Here is a 15,101-nt window from a genome sequence, read left to right on the forward strand (position 1 = left end):
TTTCGCCGCGAAGGCCCACCGCCTGCTGCCAGGCTCGGCTCCGGTTGGATCCGGTGTGAGCTTTTTCGCGGCAGCGAGGCAGATGGTTCGTGCCCGGGTGGTCGGCCTCCGTGAACACCCGCGATGCCGAAGCGCCGGGCGCGGGTGTCCTCGGGGGCGAACTCAAGGGGGAGGCGACGGCCACGGGCCGTCGCCGAAGGACATTCGTCCGCGAGGGCGGCCGTCCCGGTGCCGCGCGCAAATGATGCGTGACTGTCCGGCGCGTCCAGGCCCAGGTGTCTCACGGAGTGGACCGTACGATGCGAGGCCGGTTCGACCGCGCGGTGGATGGCGGATCCGGAACGGCGGGAAGCTGCAGGAGAAGCGAAAAAAGAAAAGGCCCGCGTGCGCGGGCCTTTCCGGAACATGGCGCTCCCTACGGGATTCGAACCCGTGTTTTAGCCTTGAGAGGGCCACGTCCTAGGCCTCTAGACGAAGGGAGCTGGGTGCTGCGGAACGCAGCGCCGGTTGGACGACCGGCTGCCCCGACCACCCGGGAAGCAAGAGGCCGATGCAGCTTGCTAGTATAGCAGCGATACGGCGGCCGACACTCCATCCCGGCGCCGATCCCGGAAGCCCCTGGCCTGATGCCGACCCATACCTCGTCCATCCCGACCGAACTGCGGATCATCCCCCGCGACCAGCATCCGATCTCGCGCCGGGGCATCAGCCCCAACGCGCTGCGCGTGCTCTACCGCCTGCACGAGGCCGGCCATCGCGCCTGCCTGGTCGGCGGTGCCGTCCGCGATCTGCTGGCTGGGCTCGCCCCGAAGGACTTCGATGTCGCCACCGACGCCACGCCCGAGGAAGTCCGGCATCTGTTCCGCAACTGCCGCCTGATCGGCCGCCGCTTCCGGCTGGCGCACGTGGTGTTCGGACGCGAAATCATCGAGGTGGCCACCTTCCGCGCCAACATCGACGACGGCAGCGGCGATCGCCAGGTGCACGACGACGGCCGCCTGTTGCGCGACAACGTCTACGGCTCGATCGAGGACGACGCGGTCCGCCGCGACTTCACCGCCAACGCGCTGTACTACGACATCGCCGACTTCTCGGTGCGCGACTATGTCGGCGGCTTCGAGGACGTCACCCATCGGGTGATGCGGCTGATCGGCGATCCGGAGACGCGCTACCGCGAGGATCCGGTGCGCATGCTGCGCGCGATCCGCCTGGCCGGGAAGCTCGGGTTCGACATCGCCGAAGACACCGCCGCGCCGCTCCCGGGCCTGGCGCCGCTGCTGTCGGAGGCCGCGCCGGCGCGCCTGTTCGAGGAATGCCTGAAGATGTTCCTCTCCGGGCATGCGGTGGCGAGCTTCGAGGGCCTGGAGCGCCACGGCCTGCTGGCCGCCCTGTTCCCCGAGACCGCGGCGGCGCTGGCATCCAACCGCAGCGGCGCGCTGCGCCGGATGCTGGTCGAGGGCCTGCGCGGGACCGACCGGCGGGTGGCGATGGACGAGCCGGTCTCGCCGGCGTTCCTGTTCGCCGTGCTGCTGTGGCCGGCGTATTGCCGTTCGCTGATGGCGCTGCAGGCGCAGGGCCTGCACACGGTGGAGGCCGAGCGCCGCGCCGCCGACCGGGTGACCCTGCACCAGCTGTCCACGATCGCGCTGCCGCGCCGCTTCTCGCTGCCGATGCAGGAAATCTGGCTGATGCAGGCGCGGTTCTCGCAGCGCCAGCGCAAACGGGTGGTGCGCACGCTCTCGCATCCGCGATTCCGGGCCGCGTTCGATTTCCTGGTGCTGCGGCGCGCCGCTTCGCCTGCGCACGAGGACGACATCGCGTTCTGGCAGGAGGCGCAGGGCGATCCGGACATGGCGATCGCGCACCAGGCGGATCCGGGAATCTCCGACGGCGCGGACGGAGAGGTGCCGCGCAAGCGGCGCCGGCGCCGCCGGCGCCACGCGGCCGGGGAATGAACCGGGTACAGGCCTGCGTCGGCCTCGGCGGCAACGTCGGCGAGGTGGCGCGGACGCTGGCCGCGGCGCTCGATGCGCTCGCACGCTTGCCGGGCACGAGTCTGCTGCGCGCTTCGCGCCTCTATCGCACCCCGGCCTGGGGCCGGCGCGACCAGCCCGATTTCCTCAATGCCGCGGCCGTGCTCGACACCGGCCTGGCTGCGCGCGACCTGCTCGATGCCCTGCTCGCGACCGAACGCGGCTTCGGCCGCGAGCGCCTGGACGGGGAGGGTGATCGCTGGGGCCCGCGCACGCTCGACCTCGACCTGCTGCTGTACGGCGAGGCGGTGATCGACGCCCCCGGCCTCCGCGTGCCGCACCCGCACCTGCACGAGCGCGCCTTCGCGCTGGTGCCGCTGGCCGAGATCGCACCGACGGCAATGATCCCCGGGCACGGGACCGTGGCCGCTGCACTGTCGGCGTTGGATGCCGCCGGCATCGAAGCGATACCCTAGGCGCATGGACCGAGCCGCGCCCGACAAGCCCATGACCGTTCCGGCGCTGGCCGAGGCGCGCCGCGCCGGCCGGCGGCTGGCGATGCTCACCGCCTACGATGCCGGCTTCGCGCGCGTCCTCGACGCCAACGGCACGGACATCGTCCTGGTCGGCGATTCGCTGGGCATGGTGGTGCAGGGCCACGCGTCCACCCTGCCGGTCGCCGTGGAGGACATGGTCTACCACGTCTCGGCGGTCGCCCGGGGCCTGCGTCGCGCACTGCTGCTGGCGGACCTGCCGTTCCAGGCCGACGCTACGCCCGAGCGCGCGCTCGATGCCGCCACCCGGCTGCTGCAGGCGGGTGCGGGCATGGTGAAGCTCGAGGGCGCCGGCCCGCACAAGCTGGCGGCGATCCGCTTCCTGGCCGCGCGCGAGATCCCGGTCTGCGCGCACCTGGGGCTCACGCCGCAGTCGGTGCTTCGCTTCGGCGGCTACAGGGTGCAGGGTCGCGAGGCCGATGCCGCCGCGCAGCTGCGTGCCGATGCGCTGGCGGTGGCCGAGGCGGGCGCGACCCTGCTGGTGCTCGAATGCGTGCCGTCGGCGCTGGCGGAGCAGATCACGCGCGACTCCGCAGTGCCGACCATCGGCATCGGTGCGGGTCCCCACTGCGATGGCCAGGTGCTGGTGCTGCACGACATGCTCGGGCTCGACAGCGGCCACCGGCGCCCGAAGTTCGTCAAGGATTTCCTCGAAGACGGCGGCTCGGTCGCCGGCGCGGTGCGGGCCTACGTGTCCGCGGTCCGCGAGGGCAGCTTCCCGGGCCCCGGGCACGCCTACGACTGAGCGAGGCGGCGCATGCTCGAGATCATCGAAGAGCTGGCCGCGCTGCGCGCGCGCGTGGCGGAGTGGAAACGACTGGGCCTGCGCGTCGGGTTCGTGCCGACCATGGGCAACCTGCATGCCGGCCACTTCTCGCTGGTGCGACTGGCGCGTCGGCACGCCGACCGGGTGGTCGTCAGCGTGTTCGTGAACCCGACCCAGTTCGGCCCGAACGAAGACTACGCGCGCTACCCGCGCACGCCGGTGGAAGATGCCGCGGGACTCGACGGCGCCGGTTGCGATGCGCTGTGGATGCCGTCGGTGGAGACGATGTATCCGTTCGGAGCGGAGCAGGCCGTGCGCATCCGCGTGCCCGGCATCACCGATGTGCTGGACGGCGCGCACCGCCCCGGCCACTTCGACGGCGTGGCGACCGTGGTCGCGCGCCTGTTCAACCAGGTGCAGCCGGACGTGGCCGCCTTCGGGCGTAAGGACTACCAGCAGCTGGCGGTGATCCGCTTCCTCGTCCGCGACCTCGCGATGCCGATCGAACTGCTTGCCGGTGAAACGATGCGCGAGCCCGACGGGCTGGCGATGAGTTCGCGCAACCAGTACCTGGATGCCGGCGAGCGCGCGATCGCACCGGAACTCCATCGCACGCTGCAGGCGATGCGCGACGCCGTGGATGCCGGGACGGGCGTGCAGCGGGCCGAGGCCGATGCGGCCGCACGCCTGCGCAGCGCCGGTTTCGACGTCGACTACGCGGCGCTGCGGCGCGCCGACCTCTCCGGCGTCGGCGACGAACGCGCCACGCCGGGCGCATACGTGGCGCTGGTCGCGGCGCGGCTGGGGCGGACGCGCCTGATCGACAACCTCGCCTTCGACATCGACTGACGACTGACGACGTCTTCGGGTGGACGCGGTTCGATCCTATACTCCGTCGTGATCCAGGCCGCCGGCGCGTGCTGCGCGATCTGCGCGAATGCAGCGCACCCCCGTGCGGCCCGGGACGGATTCCTCTCTCCCCATACTGCAGGCCCGACCATGCCGGATTTCGCGACCCTCCGTTCCCACGCCGCACGCCTGGCCGACACGCCGGTGGTGCGCCTGCTGCAGGACGACCCGGAGCGCGCGCGCGCGCTGTCGCTGCGGGTGGGACCGCTGTACGCGAACTTCGCCCGCCAGCGCTACGACGGCGCCGCGCTGGACGCGCTGTACGCGCTGGCCGACCAGGCAGGCTTCGCGGCGGCCATGCGGCGCCTGCTCGACGGCGAGACCGTCAACGCCACCGAGGGCCGCGCCGCGCTGCACAGCGCGCTGCGCGGCAATGCCTCCGCGGCGCCGTTCTCGCGTGAATGCAGCGCGCAGGCGGCGCAGGCGCGGACGCGGATGCGCGAGCTGGTGGATGCGGTGCTGGCGGGCGGCGTGACCGACGTGGTCAGCGTCGGCATCGGCGGCTCCGATCTCGGACCGCGACTGGTGGCCGATGCCCTGGCGCTGCCGGGCGCGCCGGTACGCGTGCACTTCCTGTCCAACGTCGACGGCAATGCCGCGCGCCGGACGCTGGTCGGCCTCGACCCGGCGAAGACCGCCGCGATCCTGATCTCCAAGACCTTCGGCACCCAGGAAACACTGCTCAACGGCGCCATCGTGCGCGACTGGCTCGGCGACGACGCGCGCGTGTACGCGGTGAGCGCCAACGTCGAGCGCGCGGCTGCGTTCGGCATCGCGCCGGAGCGGATCCTGCCGATGTGGGACTGGGTCGGCGGTCGCTACTCGCTGTGGTCGGCGGTGGGCTTCCCGATCGCGCTGGCGATCGGAATGGACCGGTTCGAGGCGTTGCTGGCGGGCGCGGCGGAACTCGACGCGCACGCGGTGGAGGCCGCGCCGCGCGAGAACCTCGCATTCCTGCATGCGCTGACCGCGCTGTGGAACCGCAATGCGCTCGGGCTGGCGACTCAGGCCGTCCTGCCCTACGACGAGCGGCTCAGGCTGTTGCCCAACTACCTGCAGCAGCTGGTGATGGAGAGCCTGGGCAAGTCGGCGCGCCTCGACGGCGCCCCGCTCGACGAGGACACCGTGCCGGTGTGGTGGGGCGGCCCCGGCACCGACACCCAGCACAGCTTCTTCCAGGCCCTGCACCAGGGGACCCAGGTGGTGCCGGCGGATTTCATCGGCGTGGTGCGCAGCGAGGACGGCTTCGAGGGGAACCATCGCGCGCTGCTGGCCAACCTGCTGGCGCAGACCGAGGCGCTGGCCAACGGCCAGGCCAGCGACGATCCGCACCGCGCCTATGCCGGCAACCGACCCAGCACCCTGCTGCTGCTCGACGCGCTCACGCCGCAGTCGCTGGGCATGCTGATCGCGCTGTACGAGCACAGCGTGTACCTGCAGTCGGTGGCCTGGGGCATCAATGCGTTCGACCAGTTCGGCGTCGAGCTGGGCAAGCAGGTGGCCAACCGCCTGCTGCCGGCGCTGGAAGGCAAGGCCGAGGCCGACGATGCGGTGACCCGCGTCCTGCTGGCTGAGATCGCCGCACGCGCCTGACGCCTGCTTCAGGGCACGCGTAGCCGGGCCGGGCCGCTACACGCCGTGCCGCGCCAGCGCCCACGCGACATGCTCGCGTACCACCGGATCGTCCACGTCGCGACGCGCGCGCAGCGCAGCCAGCACCTGCGGCGAAGACGGCGCGTTGCCCAGCGCCACCGCCAGGTTGCGCAGCCAGCGCGCATAGCCGCTGCGGCGGATCGGCGAGCCTTCGGTGCGCTGCAGGAACTCGTCCTCGCTCCACGCGAACAGCTCCTCGAGCGTCGCTTCGTCCAGCCGGTTGCGCGCGCGGAAGTCCGGCTCGTCGGTGCGCCTGGCGAACTTGTTCCAGGGACACACCAGCTGACAGTCGTCGCAACCGAAGATCCGGTTTCCGATCAGCGGTCGCAACGCCTCGTCGATGCTGCCTTCGTGCTCGATGGTCAGATAGGCGATGCAGCGACGTGCATCGAGCCGGTGCGGCGCGGTGATCGCGCGCGTCGGGCAGACCTCGATGCAGCGCACGCAGCTGCCGCAGTGGGCGCTGGCGGGGGGATCGACCGGCAGGGCGAGATCGACATAGATCTCGCCGAGGAAGAACCACGAGCCGCCGTCGCGGTCGATCAGGCAGGTGTGCTTGCCGATCCAGCCCAGCCCGGCGTTGCGCGCCAGCGCGCGCTCGAGCACGGGCGCCGAATCGACGAACACCCGGTGCCCGAACGGCCCGATCTCGGAGCCGATGCGGTCGGCCAGCCGCTGCAGGCGCTGGCGCATGAGCTTGTGGTAGTCGCGGCCCAGCGCATAGCGCGCGACGTAGGCGCGCGAGCCGTCGGCGAGGGTACGCCATGCCGGGTCCGGATCCTGGCCGTAGTCGAGCCCCACCGAGACCACCCGCACCGTGCCGGGCACCAGCCGGTCCGGGCGTGCGCGCTTGTCGCCGTGGCGCGCCATCCAGTCCATGTCGCCATGCAGCCCCTGCGCCAGCCAGTCGCGCAGGTGGCCTTCGTCCTCGCCCAGTTCGACGCCCGCGATGCCGCAGCGCTGGAAGCCCGCCTCGCGCGCCAGCGCCTTGATGCGCAGCGCGAGTGCGGCGGGGTCGGGGGCCTGTAGGGCGGGGCGGGTGGACACCGGCGCAAGTATAGAATCCGGGCCATGTACGCCGTCCCCGCCCCCCGTGGCACGCCGCTGTATGACGCCGCCGCGTTGCGCGGGATCGAGGCGTCGATGGCGACGCGCCTGGGCGACGACTTCGCGCTGATGGCGCGCGCCGGCCAGGCCGCGTGGCGCGAACTGCTGGCGCGATGGCCGGACGTGCAGCGCATCGTGGTGGTCTGCGGGCCCGGCAACAACGGCGGCGACGGCTACGAACTGTGCCGCTACGCGCACGAGTCCGGTCGCGATGCGCGCGTGCTGCGGATCGATGCCCACGCGCCGCGCACGGCGCTTGCGCAGCGGGCCTGCCAGGCCTACCGGGAGGCCGGTGGTCGCATCAAGGCGTTCGACGACGGGTTCGGGCGCGCGCAGCTCGTTGTCGATGCCCTGTTCGGCATTGGCCTGTCGCGCGAGCCCGATGCCGACGCGGCACGGGTCATCGACGCGATCAATGCCTCGGGCCTGCCGGTGTTCTCGCTCGACGTGCCCAGTGGACTGGACGCCGACCGCGGCAGTGCACCCGGACGGGTGGTGCACGCGACCCACACGCTGCAGCTGCTCGCGCCGCACGCGGGCCTGTACACGGGCGCCGCCGCGCGTTGCACCGGATCGCTGGCGCTGGCCACGCTCGACGCCGAGGAGGCGCTGGCGCAGGCGCCGGTCGCTGCGATCCGGCTCGGCCAGGAGGACCTGCGCGACTGGATCCCGCTGCGCGCGCGCGACGCACACAAGGGCGACAGCGGCCACGTGCTGTGCATCGGAGGCGACACCGGCAAGGGCGGGGCGGTGCTGCTGGCGGCCGATGCGGCGCTGCGCTGCGGCGCCGGACTAGTGAGTGTGGCGACCCGCCCGGGACACGTGCCGGCCCTGCTGGCGCGACGGCCCGAAGCCATGGGCCATGGGCTGGACGACGCCGGCGCGCTGGCGCCGTTGCTCGAGCGCGCCGATGTGGTCGCAGTCGGTCCCGGCCTCGGTCAGGAGGCGTGGGGCGCCGCATTCCATGACCTGGCGCTGGCCTCGACGAAACCGCTGGTGCTCGATGCCGACGCGCTGAACCTGCTCGCACGGCGCACCCGCGTGCTGCCGGCCGGCACCATCCTGACCCCGCATCCGGGCGAGGCCGCTCGGCTGCTCGGGTTCACCACGGCCGAGGTGCAGGCCAACCGCTTCGCCGCGGCGCGGCTGCTGGCGGAGATGTTCGGCTGCGTGGTGGTGCTCAAGGGCGCCGGCACCCTGGTGGCCGCGCCGGAGCAGGTGCCGCGTGTGATCGCGGCCGGCAACCCGGGGATGGCCGTCGGCGGCATGGGCGACCTGCTGACCGGCTGCATCGCCGCATTGCGCGCGCTTGGGCTGGACGCATTCGACGCCGCCTGCCGCGGCGCACTGCTGCATGCGGTCGCCGGCGATGCCGCAGCCGCGGACGGTGAGCGCGGCCTGCTGCCCTCGGACCTGCTCGGTCCGCTGCGCACCTGGGTCAACGGCGGGCCGGGCGCGTGATGGAACTGTCGCTGCCCGACGAACCCGCGACCCGCCGGTTGGCCGCCGCCCTGGCCCAGAGCGCGCCTGCGCGCGCCGTCGTGCACCTGCACGGCGACCTCGGCGCGGGGAAATCGACCCTCGCGCGGGCCTGGCTGCGGACCCTGGGAGTCACCGGCACCGTCCGCAGCCCGACCTACACCCTCGTCGAACGCTATCCGCTGGCGAGGGGAGGCGAGGCCCTGCACCTGGACCTGTACCGGATCGGCGATGCGGCCGAACTCGAATTCCTCGGTTTGGACGAGGCCGAAGCCGCCCTGTGGCTGGTGGAATGGCCCGAACGCGGCGCCAGCGCCCTGCCGCCCCCCGACCTGGACGTGCATCTGGGCTTCGAGGGCACCGGACGGGCGGCGCGCCTGTCTGCGTCGACTCCGACGGGGACTGCCTGGCTTGCCACTCTGCGGGACATGCCCCAGTTGCATCGGATTGCTGAACCGAACCCATAGGAAGGGGCGGCAGGTGACCGATTTGAAAGGAAAAGTGCGTTGCAAACGTGGGTCATCGATGATTCACTAGTCGGTATGCGCACGCGGGGGCTCAACGTCCAACAGATCCTGCTCGGCCTCGCCCTGCTGGCGGCGCTGGTCTGGAACCTCGCGCACGCCGCGGAACTGCGCGCCGTGCAGCTGGACAGCGGCCCCACCGGGACCCGCGCCGAACTGCAGGTGGACCAGGAGGCCGAATACCGGCTCATCCATCTCCAGAATCCCGACCGCCTCGTCGTGGACCTGCCCGGCAGCCGCCTGGCCGGTGCCCTGGCGCTGCCGCGCGCGGCCGGGGTGGTGCGATCGGTCCGCAGCGGCCAGCCGGAGCCGGGCACCACCCGTATCGTGTTCGACCTGGCTGCGCCGGTGGTGGCGCTCAAGCCGCGCTTCGAAGCCGGCCCGGGCGGCACGCGGCTGGTCATCGAATGGCCGGATGACGGCCCGGTCGACCCCATCGCGCAGCTTGCCGCCGGCCGGACCGCCAGCGTCACGACCACCTCCGTTGCCGCCACTTCGCCGGCGGCGGCTCCTGCCGCGCCGTCCACGACCGAGGCGCCCCCGACGGCTGGATCCGTCCCGACGACAAAGCCGGATCCTGCCGCCGCTTCCGCCGCGGCGACCTCGCGTCTGGTCGCCGAACTGCGTGCCGCCGGCCAGGCCGCCCCCGCCCCCGCCCCGAATCCGGCATCGCCGCCGCAACTGCCGCCGACACACGATCCGTCGTTGCCGCGCGCGGTGCCGAACTCCACCCCGTCACCGGCCACGGTCGCCGCGGCCGTCGTGCCTGCGACGTCCCCGGTCGTGTCGCCGCCGCCAGCGGTGGAATCGCCCCCGCCGCCGGTGCGCGCGGTGACCGGCGGCACCCGGCCGCTCGTGATCGCGATCGACGCCGGCCATGGAGGCCAGGATCCCGGCGCCATCGGACCGAGCGGCAAGCGCGAGAAGGACATCACCCTGGCGATCGCGCGCGAGCTCGCGCGCCAGGTCAACGCCACGCCCGGCCTGCGCGCGCACCTGGTGCGCGACCGCGACGTGTTCATTCCGCTCAACAACCGGGCCCGGCTGGCGCGCCAGGCCAAGGCCGACATGTTCATCTCGATCCACGCCGATGCGGCCGAGAACCGCAATGCGAAAGGCTCGTCGGTGTACGTGCTGTCGCTGCGCGGCGCGTCGTCGCAGCGGGCGCGCTGGCTGGCGGACAAGGAGAACGCGGCCGACCTGATCGGCGGCGTGCGCGCGCCGTCGAACGACAACGTGCTGACCAACGTCCTGCTGGATCTTACCCAGAGCGGCCAGATGAAGGCCTCCGAGGACGCGGGCAACCACATCCTGTCGGGGCTCAAGCGCATCGGCAACAACCACAAGCCGCACATCGAGCGTGCGAACTTCGCCGTGCTGCGGACGTCCGACATGCCCGCGATGCTGGTCGAGACCGCCTTCCTCTCCAACCCGGAGGAGGAAAAGCGCCTGATCGACCCGAAGTTCCAGGGCACCGTGGCGCGCGCGATCCTGGACGGCGTGCACACGTATTTCTCCAGCCAGCCGCCTCCCGGCACGCTCTACGCCGCGCGGGCGGCAGGCGACCGGGTCGCCAGCGCTTCACCAGGCGGCCGCTGAAGGACACGCGCGGAGCAACCGCGACGCCGCGCGCCGGTATCATGCGCACGTGCCCATCCAGCAACTGCCCGACACCCTGATCAACCAGATCGCCGCCGGCGAGGTCGTGGAACGACCTGCGTCGGTGGTCAAGGAACTCGTCGAGAATGCGCTCGACGCCGGCGCGGGGCGGATCGACATCGACCTCGAGGAGGGTGGCGTGCGCCTGGTGCGGGTGCGCGACGATGGCGGCGGCATGGCGGCCGACGATTTGCCGCTGGCGGTGTCGCGCCACGCCACCAGCAAGATCGCCAGCCTCGACGACCTGGAGTCCGTGGCGACGCTCGGTTTCCGCGGCGAGGCGCTGCCGTCGATCGCGTCGGTGAGCCGGTTCCTGATCGCCACCCGGCGCGACGGCGACGCACACGGCGCGGCACTGGGCGTGGACGGCGGGCGCGTGGGGCAGGTGGCGCCGAAGCAGCAGCCGGTCGGCACCGTGGTCGAGGTCCGCGACCTGTTCTACAACGTGCCGGCGCGGCGCAAGTTCCTGCGCGCCGAGCGCACCGAGCTCGGCCACATCGAGGAATGGCTGCGCGCGCTGGCCCTGGCGCGTCCGGACGTGGAACTGCGTGTCACCCACAACGGCAAACCGTCGCGGCGCTACCGCGCCCTGTCCGAATCCGGCGCCGGACTGTTCACCGACGAGCGGCTGGCCGGGACGCTGGGCGAGGAGTTCGCGCGCCAGGCGCTGCGCATCGAACACGCGGGGGCTGGCCTGCGGTTGCACGGCTGGGTGGCGCAGCCCGGTTACTCGCGCGCCAGCGCCGACCAGCAGTACGTCTACGTCAACGGACGCGCGGTGCGCGACCGCAGCATCGCGCACGCCGTGCGCCAGGCCTTCGCCGACGTGCTCTACCACGGGCGCCAGCCTGCCTACGTGCTGTTTCTCGAACTCGATCCCACCCGGGTCGACGTCAACGTGCATCCGGCCAAGCACGAGGTGCGGTTCCGCGACTCGCGCCTGGTGCACGATTTCGTCTACCGCACCGTACAAGGCGCGCTGGCGGCGACGCGCGCGGGCACCGCGCCTGCGTCTCCGGGCGTGGGGGCCAGCATGTCGCCGGCGGACCCTGCGCAGCGCCAGGCCGGGGGCATCGAGGACGCGCGTGCCCGGTCAGCCATGGGCGCGATGGCGCCGGGCGCGACCCACCAGGTCCCGATGCGGCTGCAGGTCGACGAGGCGAGGGCCGCGTATGCGGCCCTGTACGCCGGGGACCCCGGGCGCCCTGCGCTGCCGCGCGAGGATGCCGGCGCCGGCGTGCCGCCGCTCGGGTTCGCCATCGCGCAGCTGCACGGAATCTACATCCTGAGCGAGGCGGCGGACGGCCTGATCGTGGTCGACATGCATGCCGCGCACGAACGCATCGGCTACGAGCGCCTGAAGACTGCACACGACAGCGAGGGGCTGCGTGCGCAGCCGCTGCTGGTCCCGCAGGCGGTGGCGGTGTCCGAACGCGAGGCCGACGTGGCCGAGCAGGAGGCCGGCACGCTGGCCGAACTGGGCTTCGAGCTCTCGCGCGGCGGGCCGCAGTCGCTGCTGCTGCGCAGCGTGCCCGCGCTGCTGGCGCAGGGCGATATCGAGGCGCTGCTGCGCGACGTGCTGGCCGACCTGCGCGAACGCGGCGAGAGCCTGCGCGTGCGCAGCGCGCGCGACGCGCTGCTCTCGACCATGGCCTGCCACGGCGCGGTGCGCGCCAACCGCCGCCTCGGCATTCCCGAGATGAATGCGCTGCTGCGGCAGATGGAGGCGACGGAGCGCTCCGGACAATGCAATCATGGACGTCCGACCTGGGCGCACTTCCCGCTGCCCGAGATCGACCGGTGGTTTCTGAGGGGGCGTTGAGCATGGGCATGCGTGGGAGATGGACGGGCGTCGCGCTCGGTGTGTTGCTGGCGGGTTGTGGCGGCGGCGAGCCCGGGGACCGCGGCACGGGCGATGCATCCGCCGAGCCGGTGGGCGCCGATCCCGCCTTCGTGTCCGGGAATGAAGCCTGGCGCGCGCAGCGACGCGAACGCCTGCTCGAGCCCGACGGCTGGGCCAGTCTGATCGGCCTGCACTGGATCGAACTGCCGGCGCACTACGTGGGCAGCGGTGCGACCAGCGGCATCCGCCTTGCCCGCGGTCCCGAGCGCATGGGTCTGCTGCAGCGCCAGGGCGGCAAGGTGTATCTCACGCCGGACGCCGATGCGGCGCTCACCGTGGACGGTGCCCCCGCGAAGGGGCGCTTCGAACTGTTGCCCGATCTCTCAGGCACGCCGACGCTGGTCGGCTTCGACGAGGGCAAGGGGCAACTGGTGCTGGTCGATCGCGGCGGCCGCAAGGCGCTGCGGGTGCGCCACGCCGAGGCCGACACGCTCACCGGGCTGGGCCCGCTCGATTACTGGCCGGCCGATCCGGCGTGGCGGGTACAGGCGCGCTTCGTCGCCCACCCCGCCGGCAAGACGATCCCGATCATGGACATCCTCAGCCAGCAGCAGCCGCAGCCCAATCCCGGCGTGGTGGAGTTCGAACGCGGTGGCGCCAGCTATCGCCTCGAGGCGCTGGAGGGCGAGGACGGCGGGCTGTTCCTGGTGTTCGCCGATCGCACCAGCGGCCACGAGAGCTACGCCGCCGGGCGCTACCTGTACACGTCGGCGCCGGCAGGCGATGGCACGGTGGAGGTCGATTTCAACCGGGCCTACAACCCGCCATGCGTGTTCACCGACTACGCCACATGCCCGCTGCCGCCCCCGGAAAACCGCCTCGACCTGGCCGTGACCGCGGGCGAGAAGAAATACGTGCGGCCGGGGCCTGCCACCTGACGCCGACGCCTGCAGCGCGACGGGACTGCCCACCGGCGGCCCGTTTCGTCACACCCGGCTCGCCGGGCATGTCCGGGATTTACCTCACCACCACCATGGATGTCCGATGAGATTCCAGCACGCGCGCGCGCCACGCCTGATCCGATCCCTCCTCGCGGCCACCGCACTCGTCGCGTTCGCCGGCGCGCTGCATGCCGACACCGCGCGCACCGATGCACCGGTGCCGCTGCTGTGGAAGGTCTCCGACGACGACAACGCGCTGTACCTGCTGGGGTCGTTCCATCTGCTCAAGCCCGACGACTATCCGCTGTCGCGTGACGTGGATGCCGCGTTCGCCGATGCGGAGAAGGTCGTGTTCGAGATCCCGCCCGAAGAGCTGGGATCGCCCGCGCTAGGCATGCAGATGGGGCAGGCCGCGCTGCGCACCGACGGCACCGGACTCGACAGCGAACTGCCGGCGGAGACCCGACAGGCGCTGGCGGAGTGGCTGGAGGCCAACGCGGCCGAACTGCAGAAGCTGCAGATGACGCCGCAGACACTGCAGCTGTTCGAGCCGTGGTTCGTCGGCCTGATGGTGGCGATCGTGGAGATGGGCAAGGCCGGGCTCGATCCGTCGCTGGGCCTGGACAGCAACCTCGCGCAGAAGGCCGCGCAGGCGGGCAAGCCGACCGGCGGACTGGAGACCGGGGTCCAGCAGATCGCGTTCCTCGACGGCATGGACCGGGCCGAACAGCTGCAGTTCCTGCAGGAGTCGCTGAAGACCGCGGACGAGGGTCGCGCGGAAATCGACAAGCTGCACGCGGCCTGGCGGCAGGGGGACGCGGAAGCGCTGTGGTCCGGCATGGCCGCGGAGATGCGCAAGCAGTTTCCGAAGCTCTATCACCGCATCAATGTCGAACGCAACGACGCCTGGGTGCCCAAGCTCGAGGCGAAATTGTCCGCGGCCGGCACGGACGACACGCTGGTCGTGGTCGGCGCGCTGCACCTGCTGGGCGAGGATGGCGTGGTGGAGAAGCTGCGCGCGAAGGGTTACGAGGTCCAGCGCATCTGTTCGGCGTGCCCGGTGCGGTAGGGCGTCAGCGCCTGGGTCACGCCACCCGACGTGCTATCAAGGCGCGTCGAGGGTGCGTGGACACGCCGCCTTCCGACCGCGGACGCCTGGCGGGCGGCACGGGGCGAGTCGGGGTCTGAGCACTGGGCCGGCCGTCGCGACGCGCTTGGCGGGTGCGCAGGCCATCGAGGCCTTCCCATCGGTGCGGTCAGATGTCCGCAGCGTCGCGTGCCGCGCCCGGGCGCAGTTCGATGCAGTCCACCGGGCAGGCCGGCACACACAGTTCGCAGCCGGTGCACAGGGGCGCGACGACCGTGTGCATCAGTTTGGAGCCGCCGACGATGGCATCGACCGGGCAGGCCTGGATGCACTTGGTGCAGCCAATGCAGTCGGCTTCCACCACCCACGCCACCTGCGGCGGTTTGCACGCGCCGCGGGCCCGGTCGTAGGGGCGGGCGGGCACGCCGAGGACGTGCGCGAGCGCACGTGCGCCCGCGTCGCCGCCGGGCGGACAGCGGTCCACGCCGGCCTCGCCGCGGTCCATCGCCTCGGCATAGGGGCGGCAGCCATCGAAACCGCACTGCCCGCACTGCGTCTGCGGCAGCAGCCGGTCCAGCCGTTCGATGCGGACGGGGGCCGCCACCG

The 15,101-nt window shown here is 72.2% G+C and carries 13 protein-coding genes and 1 tRNA gene; 11 read left to right on the plus strand and 3 right to left on the minus strand.

Translation table 11 applies throughout. From position 1 onward, the window contains the following. Window positions 1–406 precede the first annotated feature (406 nt). Window positions 407–482 (minus strand) — tRNA-Glu (locus QFW81_RS08815). Between the two features lie 144 nt (window positions 483–626). Here QFW81_RS08815 and pcnB point away from each other — a divergent pair. The 5 genes from pcnB to pgi all read left to right on the plus strand — a co-directional run bounded on the left by pcnB (window position 627) and on the right by pgi (window position 5,795). Next, window positions 627–1,955, plus strand: coding sequence for a polynucleotide adenylyltransferase PcnB (pcnB, locus tag QFW81_RS08820; RefSeq protein ID WP_280578370.1), 1,329 nt, complete (start codon window positions 627–629; stop codon window positions 1,953–1,955). Next, entirely contained in the window at window positions 1,952–2,449 is a 498-nt protein-coding gene (gene folK, locus QFW81_RS08825; RefSeq protein WP_280578371.1) for a 2-amino-4-hydroxy-6-hydroxymethyldihydropteridine diphosphokinase, read from the plus strand. Before pcnB ends, folK begins: the two co-directional genes overlap by 4 nt. A gap of 4 nt (window positions 2,450–2,453) precedes the next feature. Beyond that, complete coding sequence (panB, locus tag QFW81_RS08830) at window positions 2,454–3,272, plus strand: 3-methyl-2-oxobutanoate hydroxymethyltransferase (protein WP_280578372.1); 819 nt, start codon at window positions 2,454–2,456, stop codon at window positions 3,270–3,272. Window positions 3,273–3,284: 12 nt separating this feature from the next. After that, window positions 3,285–4,142: a pantoate--beta-alanine ligase gene (gene panC, locus QFW81_RS08835; RefSeq protein ID WP_280578373.1), complete on the plus strand. Its 858-nt coding sequence runs from the start codon at window positions 3,285–3,287 to the stop codon at window positions 4,140–4,142. Between the two features lie 150 nt (window positions 4,143–4,292). Beyond that, window positions 4,293–5,795 (plus strand): glucose-6-phosphate isomerase, encoded by a 1,503-nt coding sequence (gene pgi, locus QFW81_RS08840; RefSeq protein WP_280578374.1) that lies wholly within the window; start codon window positions 4,293–4,295, stop codon window positions 5,793–5,795. Between the two features lie 36 nt (window positions 5,796–5,831). On the opposite strand, the gene queG is transcribed toward pgi, so the two are convergent. Further along, window positions 5,832–6,902: a tRNA epoxyqueuosine(34) reductase QueG gene (gene queG / locus QFW81_RS08845; RefSeq protein WP_280578375.1), complete on the minus strand. Its 1,071-nt coding sequence runs from the start codon at window positions 6,900–6,902 to the stop codon at window positions 5,832–5,834. A gap of 24 nt (window positions 6,903–6,926) precedes the next feature. Here queG and QFW81_RS08850 point away from each other — a divergent pair, with 24 nt between their 5' ends. The 6 genes from QFW81_RS08850 to QFW81_RS08875 all read left to right on the plus strand — a co-directional run bounded on the left by QFW81_RS08850 (window position 6,927) and on the right by QFW81_RS08875 (window position 14,477). Continuing rightward, a complete protein-coding gene (locus tag QFW81_RS08850) occupies window positions 6,927–8,423 on the plus strand; it encodes an NAD(P)H-hydrate dehydratase (RefSeq protein WP_280578376.1) in 1,497 nt (498 codons plus the stop codon). Beyond that, a complete protein-coding gene (gene tsaE, locus QFW81_RS08855; protein WP_280578377.1) occupies window positions 8,420–8,908 on the plus strand; it encodes a tRNA (adenosine(37)-N6)-threonylcarbamoyltransferase complex ATPase subunit type 1 TsaE in 489 nt (162 codons plus the stop codon). The genes QFW81_RS08850 and tsaE overlap by 4 nt, the downstream gene beginning before the upstream one ends. A 75-nt stretch (window positions 8,909–8,983) precedes the next feature. Further along, entirely contained in the window at window positions 8,984–10,564 is a 1,581-nt protein-coding gene (locus QFW81_RS08860) for an N-acetylmuramoyl-L-alanine amidase (RefSeq protein ID WP_280578378.1), read from the plus strand. A 49-nt stretch (window positions 10,565–10,613) separates the two neighbouring features. Beyond that, window positions 10,614–12,446 carry a DNA mismatch repair endonuclease MutL gene (gene mutL / locus QFW81_RS08865; RefSeq protein ID WP_280578379.1) on the plus strand — a complete coding sequence of 611 codons (1,833 nt, stop codon included), beginning with the start codon at window positions 10,614–10,616 and terminating at the stop codon, window positions 12,444–12,446. A gap of 2 nt (window positions 12,447–12,448) precedes the next feature. After that, window positions 12,449–13,405: a DUF1684 domain-containing protein gene (locus QFW81_RS08870; RefSeq protein WP_425604004.1), complete on the plus strand. Its 957-nt coding sequence runs from the start codon at window positions 12,449–12,451 to the stop codon at window positions 13,403–13,405. A gap of 106 nt (window positions 13,406–13,511) precedes the next feature. Beyond that, window positions 13,512–14,477, plus strand: a complete 966-nt coding sequence (locus tag QFW81_RS08875; protein ID WP_280578381.1) for a TraB/GumN family protein — start codon at window positions 13,512–13,514, stop codon at window positions 14,475–14,477. Between the two features lie 187 nt (window positions 14,478–14,664). On the opposite strand, the gene rnfB is transcribed toward QFW81_RS08875, so the two are convergent. Next, a complete protein-coding gene (gene rnfB, locus QFW81_RS08880) occupies window positions 14,665–15,099 on the minus strand; it encodes an Rnf electron transport complex subunit RnfB (RefSeq protein ID WP_425604001.1) in 435 nt (144 codons plus the stop codon). Window positions 15,100–15,101: the final 2 nt, after the last annotated feature.

The sequence above is a fragment of the Luteimonas kalidii genome (assembly GCF_029887935.1).
Taxonomy (GTDB): Bacteria; Pseudomonadota; Gammaproteobacteria; order Xanthomonadales; family Xanthomonadaceae; genus Luteimonas; species Luteimonas kalidii.

Coding starts and splice junctions, on each gene's coding strand:
- pcnB (WP_280578370.1), top strand. CDS start 627: ATGCCGACCCATACCTCGTCCATCCCGACCGAACTGCGGATCATCCCC.
- folK (WP_280578371.1), top strand. CDS start 1,952: ATGAACCGGGTACAGGCCTGCGTCGGCCTCGGCGGCAACGTCGGCGAG.
- panB (WP_280578372.1), top strand. CDS start 2,454: ATGGACCGAGCCGCGCCCGACAAGCCCATGACCGTTCCGGCGCTGGCC.
- panC (WP_280578373.1), top strand. CDS start 3,285: ATGCTCGAGATCATCGAAGAGCTGGCCGCGCTGCGCGCGCGCGTGGCG.
- pgi (WP_280578374.1), top strand. CDS start 4,293: ATGCCGGATTTCGCGACCCTCCGTTCCCACGCCGCACGCCTGGCCGAC.
- QFW81_RS08850 (WP_280578376.1), top strand. CDS start 6,927: ATGTACGCCGTCCCCGCCCCCCGTGGCACGCCGCTGTATGACGCCGCC.
- QFW81_RS08860 (WP_280578378.1), top strand. CDS start 8,984: ATGCGCACGCGGGGGCTCAACGTCCAACAGATCCTGCTCGGCCTCGCC.
- QFW81_RS08870 (WP_425604004.1), top strand. CDS start 12,449: ATGGGCATGCGTGGGAGATGGACGGGCGTCGCGCTCGGTGTGTTGCTG.
- QFW81_RS08875 (WP_280578381.1), top strand. CDS start 13,512: ATGAGATTCCAGCACGCGCGCGCGCCACGCCTGATCCGATCCCTCCTC.